We start from the raw sequence: 13,539 nt of genomic DNA on the forward strand, positions 1-13,539 counted from the left end.
GGGCAGGCCAGTGAAGCTGTGGCGAGTTTAGCCTGAGTAGCGGGGCCGGATAAGCGGCAATTGGGTTTTTGGCGCCATTTTCCCAGCGCGCGCCTGCTCCAGCTTTCGCTGCGCTTCAGGCATGATGGACGCATTGAGATCATGTAGAGAGTTTCCGATGCGTGTATGGATCGATGCCGACGCCTGCCCCAAGGCGGCCAAGGATCTGATCGTCAAGTTCGCCCTCAAGCGCAAGTTCGAGGTGGTGATGGTGGCGGGCCAGGCCGTGGCCAAGCCGGCGTTTGCGATCGTGCGCCTGATCGTGGTGCCCAGCGGCATGGACGCAGCCGACGACTACCTGGTCGAACACGCCGTGCCCGGCGAGCTGGTGATCTGCAGTGATGTGCCCCTGGCTGACCGCCTGGTGAAAAAGGGCGTGGCGGTGCTGGACCCGCGCGGTCGCGAATTCGACGAGCGCAACATGGGCGACCGCCTGGCGGCGCGCAACCTGTTCACCGAGCTGCGCGAGCAGGGCCAGGCGGGAGGAGGGCAGGGGACTTATGGCGAGCGTGAAAAGCAGGCGTTTGCCAATGCGCTGGACCGGATCATTGCCCGGCTGAGTAAAGCCTGATGCGGGGCTGCTTTGCAGCCCCTAGGACTTACTGGTCACCCTCGTGCGTCAGCTCCAGCACCCGGTCCACCAACTTGTAGATCCCGCCAGCTGCCTCGCTGATCGACTTGGCCTCCATGTAAGCCGGAGTCGTCACCAGCTTGCGCTGGGTGTCTTCGACAATGTCGTGTACATCGCACGCCTCATGGGTGCCGCCCATCTTCTCGACAGCCGCCGCAGTGTCTGCGTCGCTGCCGATGGTGCAGACCACGCCCGGCCCGTAGATCTTCGCCGCAAGTGCTGGCGAAATGCAGATCAGGCCAACTGGCTTGCAGGCGTCGGCAAAGGCTTCGGCCAGGGCCAGCACGTCCGGGTTGACGCTGCAGTTGGCGCCTTCCACGGCGAAGTTGGACAGGTTTTTAGCCGCCCCGAAACCGCCCGGCACGATCAGCGCATCGAAGTCTTCGGCCTTGGCTTCGCGGATGTCCTTGACCTCACCACGGGCAATGCGCGCCGACTCCACCAGCACATTGCGCGACTCGGGCATTTCCTCGCCGGTCAGGTGGTTGATGACATGCATCTGCGCGATGTTCGGCGCGAAGCACTGCACCTGCGCACCGCGCTGGTCGAGGCGCAGCAGGGTGATCACGCTTTCGTGGATTTCGGCGCCGTCATACACGCCACAGCCGGAAAGAATCACCGCTACTTTTTTTGTCATGTTCATTACTCCAGTGTCGAGGCGCTAAATGTCCTCTAGTTTGGCAGATGTCGCCATAGGGGTTGCCGCAGGCGCGGCCTAATCTTGATGGATACCGCCTGAGGCCGTACCCATGGACCTGATACTGCTGGCCGTGCCGTTCTTCTTCGTGCTGATCGCCGTGGAGCTGGTGGCCGACCGCGTGCGTGGACAACGCAACTTTACCCTGGCCGACTCGATCAACAGCCTGAGCACCGGCGCGCTGTCGACCAGCACCGGGTTGCTGACCAAAGGCGCAGGGCTGGTGACCTATGCCCTGGCGTTCGAGCATTTGGCGCTGTTGCGCCTGCCGGCCGAAGCCTGGTGGGTATGGCTGCTGGCCTTCGTCCTGTACGACTTCTGCTACTACTGGTTGCACCGTCTGGGCCATGAACGCAACGTGCTGTGGGCTGCGCATTCGGTGCATCACCAGAGCGAGGAATACAACCTCACCACCGCGCTGCGCCAGACCAGTAGCGGGTTCATCTTCTCGTGGGTCTTCTACCTGCCGATGGCGCTGCTGGGCGTGCCGCCACTGGTGTTCATTACCGTGGCATCGCTCAACCTGCTGTACCAGTTCTGGGTGCATACCCGGCACATTCCCAAGCTTGGCTGGCTTGAGTGGGTGTTGATCACGCCATCCAACCATCGCGTCCACCATGCGCAAAATCCTGTTTACTTGGATCGCAATTATGGCGGCGTGTTCATTCTCTGGGACCGTCTGTTTGGCACCTTCAAAGAGGAAGACCCGGCCGAGCCGGTGGTGTTCGGGGTAACCACGCCACTGGCCAGCTGGAACCCGCTGTGGGCTAATCTGCAGTTCTATGCCCAGCTCTGGCATGACGCCCGGCACACCGCCAGCCTGTGGGACAAGCTGCGCATCTGGTTCATGCCCACTGGCTGGCGCCCGGCCGATGTGGCCGCACGCTTCCCGCAGGCCAAACAGGACCTGACGGTGTTTCGCAAGTTTGAGATTACCTTGGCTCGACCGCAACAAGCCTACGTGGCCATGCAGTTCGCGGTTTATGTGGCCTTGGGCAGCTACCTGATGGATGTGGCCGAGCGCGTGCCGGTCGCGGCGCTGGTGCTTGGCTGGTCGCTGATGGCATTTGGTCTGTTCGTGCTGGGCGCGTTGCTGGAGAACCGGCCCTGGGCTGCGCGCCTGGAGCTGGCGCGGCTGGTGGCGAATGCGCCGGCGCTGTACCTGGCCGGCGCACTGGGGCTAGCGGTGGTCGCGCCGCTGCTCTGGTGGTTGCTCGTGGTCTACAGCCTTTTCAGCCTCTGGGGCCTGGGCCTGGTCTGCCGCCTTGCGCTCCGCGCGCAAAGCGCGGAAGCGCCGGCGCAACCACAACAAGGCACCCAGACCCAGCAGGCCACCGAGCACCCATAGCTCGTAACGCTTCACGTTGCCCAGCAGGCCTTCGAGGATGGCACCGAAGTGGTACGCGGCCGCGCCCAAGGCAATTGCCCAGACGGCCGCGCCAATACCATTGAGCAGCAGGTAGCGGCGCGGCGGGTAGCCCGACAGGCCAATGGCCACCGGCATGACCGTGCGCAGGCCATAAACGAAGCGGAAGCTCAGCACCCAGATGTCGGGGTGACGGCGGATGTGGTCCAGCGCCCGGGCACCCATGGCTTCCCAGCGCGGTTTGCGTGCCAGGATCCTGCGCCCATGGCGACGGCCCATGAAGTACCACAGCTGATCGCCGGCATAGCTGCCCAGGAACGCCACCAGGCACACCAGCTTGATGTCCATGTACCCACGGAATGCAAGGAAACCCGCAAGCACCAAGATGGTCTCGCCTTCGAAGAAGGTGCCTAGAAAAAGGGCAAAATAGCCGAAATCCTGCAGGAATTGTTGAAGCATTTTCTGAGGTGCTGGCGAAATGAACGCGCAGCCTACCCCTTCGCGCGCATTCGTGAAAGTGTCCAAATGTGTCTCGACGTGAACAATTCCTACACAGACAATGCCAGAGCCCACGCGCCATGGCTTGCCCTGGTGTGTCACACAGGCGTCATAATGGGCGCTTATCTTGCCGCTCAATTGATGATAGGGCGTTAACGTCCTCAGGAACGCCAGATGAATAATGAAGTGCTCACCCCTGTCGCGATGAAGGATGCCCAGGAGCTCCCAGAAGAGATGGTGCAGACCCCGCCAGACCTGCCGCCGGCGGCCGAGCCCGAGCCCGAGCCCGTAGAGGAGCAGGTGGCCGAGCCTGTGGCTGCGGTAGCCGCGCCCGTGCCGCCCCCGGCAATTGCCGTCCCTGGCCTGGACGACAGCAGCCTGTACATTCATCGTGAACTCTCGCAGCTGCAGTTCAACATCCGGGTGCTGGAACAAGCCCTGGACGAGAGCTACCCACTGCTCGAACGCCTCAAGTTCCTGTTGATTTTCTCCAGCAACCTCGACGAGTTCTTCGAGATCCGCGTCGCCGGCCTGAAGAAGCAGATCAATTTCGCCCGTGAACAGGCCGGTGCCGACGGCCTGCAGCCGCACCAGGCGTTGGCGCGCATCAGCGAGCTGGTGCACTTCGAGGTAGAGCGCCAGTACGCGATCCTCAACGACGTGCTGCTGCCGGAGCTGGAAAAGCACCACATCCGCTTTATTCGCCGCCGTTACTGGACGCCCAAACTCAAGACCTGGGTGCGCCGCTATTTCCGCGACGAAATCGCCCCGATCATCACCCCGATCGGCCTGGACCCGACCCACCCGTTCCCGCTGCTGGTGAACAAGAGCCTCAACTTCATCGTCGAGCTGGAGGGGGTCGATGCCTTCGGCCGCGACTCGGGCTTGGCGATCATCCCGGCTCCACGCCTGCTGCCGCGGGTCATTCGGGTGCCTGAAGAAGTGGGCGGCCCGGGTGCCAACTACGTGTTCCTGTCGTCAATGATTCACGCGCACGCCGACGACCTGTTCCAGGGCATGAAGGTCAAGGGCTGCTACCAGTTCCGCCTGACCCGTAACGCTGACCTGGCGCTGGACTCCGAAGAAGTCGACGACCTGGCCCGCGCCCTGCGCGGCGAGCTGTTCTCGCGCCGTTACGGCGATGCCGTACGCCTGGAGGTAGCCGACACCTGCCCGAAACACCTGTCGGACTACCTGCTCAAACAGTTCAGCCTCAGCGAAAGCGAGCTGTACCAGGTCAATGGCCCGGTCAACCTTACCCGCCTGTTCAGCATTACCGGCCTGGACAGCCACCCGGAGCTTCAGTACACGCCGTTCACCCCGGCGATCCCCAAGCTGCTGGTGAACGCCGACAACATTTTCAGCGTGATCAGCAAGCAGGACATCCTGCTGATGCACCCGTTCGAGTCCTTCACCCCGGTGGTCGACCTGCTGCGCCAGGCCGCCAAGGACCCGCATGTGCTTGCCGTGCGCCAGACGTTGTACCGTTCCGGGGCCAACTCGGAAATTGTCGATGCCCTGGTGGACGCGGCGCGTAACGGCAAGGAGGTCACTGCGGTGATCGAATTGCGCGCGCGCTTCGACGAAGAGTCCAACCTGCAGATGGCCAGCCGCCTGCAAGCGGCCGGTGCGGTGGTGATCTACGGCGTGGTCGGCTTCAAGACCCACGCCAAGATGATGTTGATCCTGCGCCGCGAGCAGGGCGAAATCGTGCGTTATGCCCACCTGGGCACTGGCAACTACCACGCCGGCAACGCCCGCCTGTACACCGACTACAGCCTGCTGACCTCTGACGACGCTCTTACCGAGGACGTGGGCAAGCTGTTCAGCCAGCTGATCGGGATGGGCAAGACGCTGCGCATGAAAAAGCTGCTGCACGCGCCGTTCACCCTGAAGAAGGGCATGCTCGACATGATCGCGCGGGAAACCCAGTTCGCCCTCGAAGGCAAGCCGGCGCACATCATTGCCAAGTTCAACTCGCTGACCGACGCCAAGGTCATCAAGGCGCTGTACAAGGCCAGCCAATCGGGTGTGAAAATCGACCTGGTGGTGCGTGGCATGTGCTGCCTGCGCCCAGGTATTCCCGGGGTTTCACACAATATCCAGGTGCGCTCGATCATTGGCCGCTTCCTTGAGCACACCCGGGTGTTCTACTTCCTCAACGGCGGCGAGGAGCAGATTTATCTGTCCAGTGCCGACTGGATGGAGCGCAACCTCGACAAGCGCGTCGAGACCTGCTTCCCGGTGGAAGGCAAGAAGTTGTTGCTGCGGGTGAAGAAGGAGCTGGAAAGCTACCTGACCGACAACACCCACGCCTGGACCTTGCAGCCAGACGGGCGCTACGTGCGCAGCACCCCGACCGGCAACCAGAACCCGCGCAGTGCCCAGGCGACCCTGCTGGAGCGCCTGAGCAACCCGGTCCTCAACGTACGCTGAGGACGAAGCCGACCCGGGCCAGCCACTCCGCCTCGTTGGCGAAGTCGGCCTGGGTCAGCTGGTTCTGCTCCAGCCAGCCCTCAGGGAAGGCGACATCCAGGCTGTTGTCCCCACCGTTCAGTACCACCTTCGGCATCTGCTGGTTGCCCCGGATATGGTGGAACAGAATGGCGAAGCGCAGCAGCACGCACAGGCGCAGCAGCTTGATACCCTCTTCACCCAGCTCGGCGAACTTGTCCTTGGGGATGTTGCGGCGATGGCCGCGCACCAGCAGGGCCATCATCTGCTGGTCTTCGCGAGAGAAGCCCGACAGGTCGGAGTGCTCGATCAGGTAGGCGCCGTGCTTGTGGTAGTGGTAATGGGCGATATCGAGGCCGACTTCGTGCACTTTCGCCGCCCAACCCAGCAGATCGCGCCAGTTTCCATCTTTCAGCTCCCAGGCGTCGGCCACTTGGTCGAAGGCATGCAGTGCCTTGCGTTCCACGCGTGCAGCCTGGCCCTGGTCCACGTGGTACCGCTCCATCAGCGAATTGAGGGTGCGCTCACGCACGTCTTCGTGGTGGTGACGGCCAAGCAGGTCGAACAGCACGCCTTCACGCAGGGCGCCGTCACAGTGGTCCATGCGCTGCAGTTCCAGCGCGTCGAAGATCGCTTCGAGAATGGCCATGCCCGCCGGGAAGATGGTGCGCCGGTCCGGCTTGATGCCGTCGAAGTCGATCTTGTCGACTTCGCCCAGTTTGAACAGCTTGCGCTTGACCCAGGCCAGGCCCTCGGCGTTGACCTCGCCATTGCCCAAGCCGCCGGCCTTGATGGCGGCGCCGATGGCGCGGATGGTGCCGGACGAGCCAATGGCCTCGTCCCAGGTCAGGCGATGCAGGGCATGCTCGATGCTCATCAGTTCCAGGCGCGCGGCGGTGTAGGCCTGGGCGTAGCGGGCCGGGGTGATCTTGCCGTCACGGAAGTAGCGCTGGGTGAAGCTGACGCAGCCCATTTGCAGGCTTTCGCGCAGCAGCGGCTCGAAGCGCTGGCCGATGATGAACTCGGTACTGCCGCCGCCGATGTCCGCCACCAGGCGCTTGCCGGGTGTGTCGGCCAGGGTGTGCGACACGCCCAGGTAAATGAGGCGCGCCTCTTCACGGCCGGAGATGACCTCCACCGGGTGGCCGAGGATGGCTTCGGCGCGCTGGATGAACTCGTTACGGTTGCGCGCTTCGCGCAAGGCGTTGGTACCGACGATACGCACGGAGCCTGCCGGCATGCCGTTGATCAGCTGGGAAAAGCGCTTGAGGCAATCCAGGCCTCGTTCCATTGCCTCTTCACTGAGCTTGCGCTCTTCGTCGATGCCGGCGGCAAGCTGAACCTTCTCGCCGAGCCGCTCGAGAATGCGGATTTCTGTATGGTGGGCCTTGGCCACGACCATGTGAAAACTGTTGGAGCCAAGGTCGATGGCGGCGATCAGGGACAGGTTCTTCGCGATGGTATGCGGCATGATCTGGTTGTTCTCGGTCGTTAACCCGGCAATCGTGCCACGATAGCAGGCTGTCGCCAACGCGTGACACGCAGCCGATGTGCTGGCCTTGATGCAAGGCAATGTGCCATTCGATTCTATGACGGCTGTATGACAGTTTCGATTCGCGGCGTCTTGCACAACTATAGTTACACTCAATCGTCCGCGGCTTCCTGTAGGCGGCGGGTGCGGCTATGATGGGCAACGTTTTTTTGCTTACGACCCTGGAGATATCCATGAGCAGCGATCTGATCAAACATGTCACCGACGCCACCTTCGAGGCCGAAGTCCTGAAAGCCCAAGGCCCGGTGCTGGTCGACTACTGGGCTGAATGGTGCGGCCCATGCAAGATGATCGCGCCAGTCCTGGACGACATCGCTACCACCTACGATGGCAAGCTGACCGTCGCCAAGCTGAACATCGACGAAAACCAGGAAACCCCGGCCAAGCACGGCGTGCGTGGTATCCCGACGCTGATGCTGTTCAAGAACGGCAACGTCGAAGCCACCAAGGTGGGCGCTCTGTCCAAGTCGCAGCTGGCCGCGTTCCTCGACGCCCACCTGTGATGTGAAAAAGCCCCGCAATTGCGGGGTTTTTCTTTTTCAGAGCACTAGACGCAGAAAAAAGCAAGTGTTACATTCGGCCTCGCACTGCTTTTTCAGTGCCCTCTACATGCCGTCGCCGAAGCATCCCTAATTCGAATCAGTACGCGATCCTGTCGCCATCTAGCGGCGCGGCCTCATTAAGCCAGAAGCTTAATTCTCCCTTCTTACATGATTACGTCACTCCCCTTATGAACCTGACTGAACTCAAGCAAAAGCCGATTACCGATCTTTTGGAAATGGCCGAACAGATGGGCATCGAGAACATGGCCCGTTCGCGCAAACAGGACGTGATTTTCGCCCTGCTGAAGAAGCATGCGAAGAGCGGCGAAGAGATTTCGGGTGACGGCGTGCTGGAGATTCTCCAGGATGGTTTCGGTTTCCTGCGCTCGGCTGATGCGTCCTACCTGGCCGGCCCGGACGATATCTACGTCTCGCCCAGCCAGATCCGCCGTTTCAACCTGCGTACCGGCGACACCATCGTCGGCAAGATCCGCCCGCCAAAGGAAGGGGAGCGTTACTTCGCTCTGCTGAAGGTTGATACCATCAACTTCGACCGTCCGGAAAACGCGAAGAACAAGATCCTGTTCGAAAACCTGACGCCGCTGTTCCCGAACAAGCGCCTGAAGATGGAAGCTGGTAACGGCTCCACCGAGGACTTGACCGGTCGCGTCATCGACCTGTGCGCCCCGATCGGCAAAGGCCAGCGTGGCCTGATCGTCGCCCCGCCAAAAGCGGGCAAGACCATCATGCTGCAGAACATCGCGGCCAACATCACCCGTAACAACCCCGAGTGCCACCTGATCGTCCTGCTGATCGACGAGCGCCCGGAAGAAGTAACCGAAATGCAGCGCACCGTGCGCGGCGAAGTGGTTGCCTCCACCTTCGACGAGCCGCCAACCCGCCACGTGCAGGTTGCCGAAATGGTGATCGAGAAGGCCAAGCGCCTGGTCGAGCACAAGAAGGACGTGGTCATCCTGCTGGACTCCATCACCCGCCTGGCGCGTGCCTACAACACCGTGATCCCGAGCTCCGGCAAGGTGCTGACCGGTGGTGTTGACGCCCATGCCCTGGAGAAGCCAAAGCGTTTCTTCGGCGCCGCGCGTAACATCGAAGAGGGCGGTTCGCTGACCATCATCGCCACCGCGCTGGTCGAAACCGGCTCGAAGATGGACGAAGTGATCTACGAAGAGTTCAAGGGCACCGGCAACATGGAGCTGCCACTGGACCGCCGCATCGCTGAGAAGCGCGTGTTCCCGGCCATCAACATCAACCGTTCCGGTACCCGCCGCGAAGAGCTGCTGACCGCCGACGACGAACTGCAGCGCATGTGGATCTTGCGCAAGCTGCTGCACCCGATGGACGAAATCGCCGCCATCGAGTTCCTGGTCGACAAGCTCAAGCAGACCAAGACCAACGACGAGTTCTTCTTGTCGATGAAGCGCAAGTAAGCTTCGCAGGCATCACGCAAAAGCCGGGGAAACCCGGCTTTTTGCTGTTTGTCACAAAAGACCGTTCGCCAGCACGCCGAACGAAGGCCAACATGCTGCTTGTGGCGTGGGGGCCTGCCTGATCAGGCATTTGCCTCCTGCCTCCCGAAGACCAGCGAAGCCGGGCTGGTTGATGAATCGTCACATGGATGTCTCTTATAAGGTACACTTGGATGTACGCAGTTCATCACGTTATATCCGCTAATGATGTGGATGTTTACCAGGCATGGCTGAACACCATTCGTGACACAAGGGTGAAGGCGCGAATCACTACAAGGGTCGACCGGGCGGCGCAGGGCCATTTTGGCGTGACCGAGCCAGTGGGTGATGGCGTGTTCGAGATGAAACTGGACTTCGGGCCAGGCTAGCGCGTCTATTACGCCATCTCCGGGCGGAAGATCATTTTCCTGCTCGGAGGTGGCACGAAAGACCGGCAGCAGGCGGATATTGATCAAGCCAGATCTCTGTGGCAGAGGCACAAGGTAGCGCTATGACCGGCACACGCTCGCATGAAGAAAGTGTTCTCGAAATGCTCCGCAAGGATGAGTCTTTCGCCATCGATTATCTTGCCGTTGCGCTTGAAGAAATAGATGAGCCTGGTGGCGCCGCAGGTTTTCTGACGGCGGTTCGACGCGTAGCGGAAGCGCGTGGTGGGATGGGTAATCTGTCCCAGGCCACGGGGCTTGCGCGTCCAAACCTCTATCGAGCATTGGCTGCTGATGGGGACCCAAGATTATCGACTGTATTGAAGGTGCTGCAGGCCCTTGGAATCGGGTTGTCAAAGGTTGTATCGCATAATCGGTGAGGCGCAAGGTAAGCGTCCCGACCAAGGCGTGAAGCGGCCACCAATGCATTTTTGCCCCCAAACAATGCCCGAACGGCGCTACACTCTGCACCCCGACCGATACGGCCAACACGAGGCTTTTGCATGCAGTATCGCGACTTGCGCGACTTCATCCGTGGCCTGGAACAGCGCGGCGAGCTCAAGCGCATCCAGGTTCCGATCTCCCCCGTCCTGGAAATGACCGAGGTCTGCGACCGCACCCTGCGTGCGAAGGGCCCGGCATTGCTGTTCGAAAAGCCCACCGGCTTCGACATCCCGGTGCTGGGCAACCTGTTCGGTACCCCTGAGCGCGTGGCCATGGGCATGGGCGCCGAGTCGGTCGATGAACTGCGCGAAATCGGCAAGCTGCTGGCCTTCCTCAAGGAGCCCGAGCCCCCCAAGGGCCTGAAGGACGCCTGGTCGAAGCTGCCGATCTTCAAGAAAGTCGTATCGATGGCGCCGAAAGTGGTCAAGGACGCGGTGTGCCAGGAAGTGGTGGTCGAGGGTGACGATGTCGACCTCGGCGCACTGCCGATCCAGCACTGCTGGCCAGGCGACGTGGCGCCGCTGATCACCTGGGGCCTTACCGTTACCCGTGGCCCGAACAAGGACCGCCAGAACCTGGGCATCTACCGCCAGCAGGTCATCGGCCGCAACAAGGTCATCATGCGCTGGCTCAGCCACCGTGGTGGTGCCCTCGATTACCGTGAGTGGTGCGAGAAAAACCCCGGCCAGCCGTTCCCGGTTGCCGTGGCCCTGGGGGCTGACCCGGCGACCATCCTGGGTGCCGTGACCCCGGTGCCGGACACCCTCTCCGAGTATGCCTTCGCCGGCCTGCTGCGCGGCAACCGCACCGAGCTGGTCAAGTGCCGTGGCAGCAACCTGCAAGTACCGGCCACCGCCGAGATCATCCTGGAAGGGGTGATCCACCCGGGCGAAATGGCACCGGAAGGCCCGTACGGCGACCACACGGGCTACTACAACGAGGTGGACAGCTTCCCGGTGTTCACCGTCGAGCGCATCACCCACCGGCAGAAGCCGATCTACCACAGCACCTACACCGGGCGCCCGCCTGATGAGCCTGCCATTCTCGGTGTGGCGCTGAACGAAGTGTTCGTGCCGATCTTGCAGAAGCAGTTCCCGGAAATCACCGACTTCTACCTGCCGCCTGAAGGCTGCTCGTACCGCATGGCGGTGGTGACCATGAAGAAGCAGTACCCAGGTCATGCAAAGCGCGTGATGCTGGGTGTATGGTCGTTCCTGCGACAGTTCATGTACACCAAGTTCGTTATTGTCACCGATGACGATATCAACGCCCGTGACTGGAACGATGTGATCTGGGCCATCACCACGCGCATGGACCCCAAGCGTGATACGGTGATGATCGACAACACGCCGATCGACTACCTGGACTTCGCGTCGCCGGTATCGGGGTTGGGGTCGAAGATGGGCCTGGATGCCACGCACAAGTGGCCGGGCGAGACTACACGCGAATGGGGACGGGTCATCGTCAAGGACGAAGCCGTCACCCGCCGTATCGATGAGCTGTGGGATCAGTTGGGAATAGATTGATGCAGGTAACGTTGCAGCCGTCCGGGGCGGTGCTGGCGCTGGAACCCGGGGAACGGATCCTGGATGGAGCGCGGCGGTTGGGCTATGACTGCCCGAATAGCTGCCGCAATGGCAATTGCCATGTCTGCGCCGCGTTGTTGGTCGAAGGGCGGGTACGCCAGGGCGGCGAAGTCCGTGACCATGGCGAGCTGTTTACCTGTATTGCCGAGCCGCTGGAGGACTGTGTGTTGCTCTGGGATGGTGTGCTCGCCTTGGGCGAGCTGCCGGTGCGCAAGCTGGCGTGCAGCGTCACTGAATGCGTCGAGGTGGGTGGCGATGTCTGGCGGGTGCGCCTGCGTGCGCCGGCTGGCAAGCCCTTGCGTTACCACGCCGGGCAGTACCTGATGATCGAGCGCGAGGGCGGCAAGCCTGCCGCGTTCTCGCTGGCCTCAGCACCTCACGCCGGCCGTGAGCTGGAGCTGCACGTGCTGGCGCGGGAACCCAGCGCATTGCAACTGATCGAGCAGCTCAGGCGTGACGGGCTGGCGCGCATCGAAATGCCGTTTGGCGACACCCACCTGGCTGAGCTGCCCGACGGCCCGTTGGTCTTGATTGCCGCCGGCACCGGCATGGGCCAGATGCACAGTCTGCTCGAGCACTGCCGAGCCAACGGTTTCAAGCACCCGGTACACCTGTACTGGGGGGTGCGCCGGCCCGAAGACTTCTACCAGATCGAGCACTGGGACGAATGGCAGCGTTTGCCCAACCTGTTCCTGCACCAGGTCGTCAGTGACCTGTGCGGTTGGGAGGGGCGCTGCGGCATGTTGCATGAGGCGGTCTGCGAGGACATCGCCGACCTCAACACCGTGCATGTGTATGCGAGCGGCTCACCGAACATGATCTACGCCACCCTCGACGCCCTGGTCGACGCCGGCATGGATGCACATCGCATGCGTGCGGATGTGTTTGCCTACGCGCCACGCGGTTAATAACCGAAGTTGGAACAAGTGGGTATAAGGCGGTAATTGTTACCGCCTTGGCCAATAACTTTCACCGTTGCTGAAACAGTACTTACCCAGTCGTCGGAACCGCGCATTAAAGTCTTGCTCAAGGGCTTGAGTATTCCTCTATTTCTGTCCTATGGTTAGTGCAAGGCCCTTGGCACAAGGCTTGGGGCCGCACCTTGATCGCACCTCGCTACATCCGTAGTTCACAGGGATAAATGGCGGCAGCTTATGTCGGCACTTGAAAGTATGTCTTGGCAAGTTTCGTATCCTCCGGCACTCGACTTCGGTCAGCAACATACTCGCGACCAGTTGTTCAACTCCATGAAGACGACCATGTCTCGGCATCAGGGCGGGCCGGTGTGGCTGTTTGCCTATGGTTCGCTGATCTGGCGCCCGGAGTGCAATTCAGTGGAGCGCCAGCGTGCACGGGTGCATGGCTATCACCGTGGCTTGTACCTGTGGTCGCACGAACATCGCGGTACACCGGAAACCCCCGGCCTGGTGTTTGGCCTGGACCGCGGTGGTTCCTGCAGCGGTTTTGCCTACCGGCTGGATGAGAGCAACCTGGACGATTCGCTGATGGCCCTGTGGCAACGCGAGATGCCGTACCCGGCCTATCGGCCGCACTGGCTCAATTGCCGGCTGGGCGACGGCAGCAAGGTGCAGGCCTTGGGCTTTGTGCTGGAACGGCATTTGCCGTGCTATGCCGGCAACCTGCCGGACACCTTGCTCAGCCAGATCCTGGCCAGTGCCAAAGGGCGTTATGGCACCACCCGCGACTATGTCGAGCAGACCTTGAACGCATTGCGCAGCCACCAGATGCCTGATCGCAACCTGGAGGCGCGGTTCAGGCGTTGCCATAACCTGCGTGAAGTTTGAATTTTTGGGGCCG

The 13,539-nt window shown here is 61.6% G+C and carries 11 protein-coding genes and 2 pseudogenes; 10 read left to right on the forward strand and 3 right to left on the reverse strand.

Annotated features, from left to right (window positions below; genetic code table 11):
• Positions 1–157 precede the first annotated feature (157 nt).
• Positions 158–610, forward strand: a complete 453-nt coding sequence (locus ACK1VC_RS04215; RefSeq protein ID WP_096426900.1) for a YaiI/YqxD family protein — start codon at positions 158–160, stop codon at positions 608–610.
• Positions 611–638: 28 nt separating this feature from the next.
• On the opposite strand, the gene elbB is transcribed toward ACK1VC_RS04215, so the two are convergent.
• Complete coding sequence (elbB, locus tag ACK1VC_RS04220; protein WP_016489762.1) at positions 639–1,307, reverse strand: isoprenoid biosynthesis glyoxalase ElbB; 669 nt, start codon at positions 1,305–1,307, stop codon at positions 639–641.
• A gap of 112 nt (positions 1,308–1,419) precedes the next feature.
• Between elbB and ACK1VC_RS04225 the strand changes: the two are divergent.
• Positions 1,420–1,998: pseudogene (locus ACK1VC_RS04225) on the forward strand (sterol desaturase family protein); the annotation flags it as partial.
• A 549-nt stretch (positions 1,999–2,547) separates the two neighbouring features.
• On the opposite strand, the gene ACK1VC_RS04230 reads toward ACK1VC_RS04225, so the two are convergent.
• Complete coding sequence (locus tag ACK1VC_RS04230; RefSeq protein WP_023049545.1) at positions 2,548–3,192, reverse strand: DedA family protein; 645 nt, start codon at positions 3,190–3,192, stop codon at positions 2,548–2,550.
• 213 nt (positions 3,193–3,405) lie between these two features.
• On the opposite strand from ACK1VC_RS04230, the gene ppk1 reads away from it, so the two are divergent.
• A complete protein-coding gene (ppk1, locus tag ACK1VC_RS04235; protein ID WP_191087097.1) occupies positions 3,406–5,667 on the forward strand; it encodes a polyphosphate kinase 1 in 2,262 nt (753 codons plus the stop codon).
• On the opposite strand, the gene ppx is transcribed toward ppk1, so the two are convergent.
• Positions 5,654–7,156: an exopolyphosphatase gene (gene ppx, locus ACK1VC_RS04240; protein ID WP_016489758.1), complete on the reverse strand. Its 1,503-nt coding sequence runs from the start codon at positions 7,154–7,156 to the stop codon at positions 5,654–5,656. The two genes, ppk1 and ppx, sit on opposite strands and share 14 nt — an antisense overlap.
• Positions 7,157–7,410: 254 nt before the next feature.
• Here ppx and trxA point away from each other — a divergent pair, with 254 nt between their 5' ends.
• The 7 genes and pseudogenes from trxA to ACK1VC_RS04275 all read left to right on the forward strand — a co-directional run bounded on the left by trxA (position 7,411) and on the right by ACK1VC_RS04275 (position 13,526).
• Complete coding sequence (gene trxA, locus ACK1VC_RS04245) at positions 7,411–7,740, forward strand: thioredoxin TrxA (protein WP_016489757.1); 330 nt, start codon at positions 7,411–7,413, stop codon at positions 7,738–7,740.
• Positions 7,741–7,967: 227 nt separating this feature from the next.
• Positions 7,968–9,227: a transcription termination factor Rho gene (gene rho / locus ACK1VC_RS04250; RefSeq protein ID WP_003253661.1), complete on the forward strand. Its 1,260-nt coding sequence runs from the start codon at positions 7,968–7,970 to the stop codon at positions 9,225–9,227.
• Between the two features lie 212 nt (positions 9,228–9,439).
• Positions 9,440–9,760, forward strand: a pseudogene (locus tag ACK1VC_RS04255) (type II toxin-antitoxin system RelE/ParE family toxin).
• Positions 9,757–10,071, forward strand: coding sequence for an addiction module antidote protein (locus tag ACK1VC_RS04260; RefSeq protein ID WP_016489756.1), 315 nt, complete (start codon positions 9,757–9,759; stop codon positions 10,069–10,071). Before ACK1VC_RS04255 ends, ACK1VC_RS04260 begins: the two are co-directional and overlap by 4 nt.
• A gap of 123 nt (positions 10,072–10,194) precedes the next feature.
• The gene (gene ubiD, locus ACK1VC_RS04265; protein ID WP_016489755.1) at positions 10,195–11,661 is read left to right on the forward strand and encodes a 4-hydroxy-3-polyprenylbenzoate decarboxylase; all 1,467 of its coding nucleotides are present in this window, start codon (positions 10,195–10,197) and stop codon (positions 11,659–11,661) included.
• Positions 11,661–12,629, forward strand: a complete 969-nt coding sequence (locus tag ACK1VC_RS04270; protein ID WP_016489754.1) for a CDP-6-deoxy-delta-3,4-glucoseen reductase — start codon at positions 11,661–11,663, stop codon at positions 12,627–12,629. The genes ubiD and ACK1VC_RS04270 overlap by 1 nt, the downstream gene beginning before the upstream one ends.
• Before the next feature lie 246 nt (positions 12,630–12,875).
• On the forward strand, positions 12,876–13,526 hold the full coding sequence (locus ACK1VC_RS04275; RefSeq protein WP_016489753.1) for a gamma-glutamylcyclotransferase: 651 nt from the start codon (positions 12,876–12,878) through the stop codon (positions 13,524–13,526).
• Positions 13,527–13,539 lie beyond the last annotated feature (13 nt).

The sequence above is a fragment of the Pseudomonas sp. XP2 genome (genome assembly GCF_053557975.1).

Coding starts and splice junctions, on each gene's coding strand:
- ACK1VC_RS04275 (WP_016489753.1), top strand. CDS start 12,876: ATGTCGGCACTTGAAAGTATGTCTTGGCAAGTTTCGTATCCTCCGGCA.
- ACK1VC_RS04230 (WP_023049545.1), bottom strand. CDS start 3,192: ATGCTTCAACAATTCCTGCAGGATTTCGGCTATTTTGCCCTTTTTCTA.
- ACK1VC_RS04215 (WP_096426900.1), top strand. CDS start 158: ATGCGTGTATGGATCGATGCCGACGCCTGCCCCAAGGCGGCCAAGGAT.
- ppx (WP_016489758.1), bottom strand. CDS start 7,156: ATGCCGCATACCATCGCGAAGAACCTGTCCCTGATCGCCGCCATCGAC.
- ubiD (WP_016489755.1), top strand. CDS start 10,195: ATGCAGTATCGCGACTTGCGCGACTTCATCCGTGGCCTGGAACAGCGC.
- rho (WP_003253661.1), top strand. CDS start 7,968: ATGAACCTGACTGAACTCAAGCAAAAGCCGATTACCGATCTTTTGGAA.
- trxA (WP_016489757.1), top strand. CDS start 7,411: ATGAGCAGCGATCTGATCAAACATGTCACCGACGCCACCTTCGAGGCC.
- ACK1VC_RS04270 (WP_016489754.1), top strand. CDS start 11,661: ATGCAGGTAACGTTGCAGCCGTCCGGGGCGGTGCTGGCGCTGGAACCC.
- elbB (WP_016489762.1), bottom strand. CDS start 1,307: ATGACAAAAAAAGTAGCGGTGATTCTTTCCGGCTGTGGCGTGTATGAC.
- ACK1VC_RS04260 (WP_016489756.1), top strand. CDS start 9,757: ATGACCGGCACACGCTCGCATGAAGAAAGTGTTCTCGAAATGCTCCGC.
- ppk1 (WP_191087097.1), top strand. CDS start 3,406: ATGAATAATGAAGTGCTCACCCCTGTCGCGATGAAGGATGCCCAGGAG.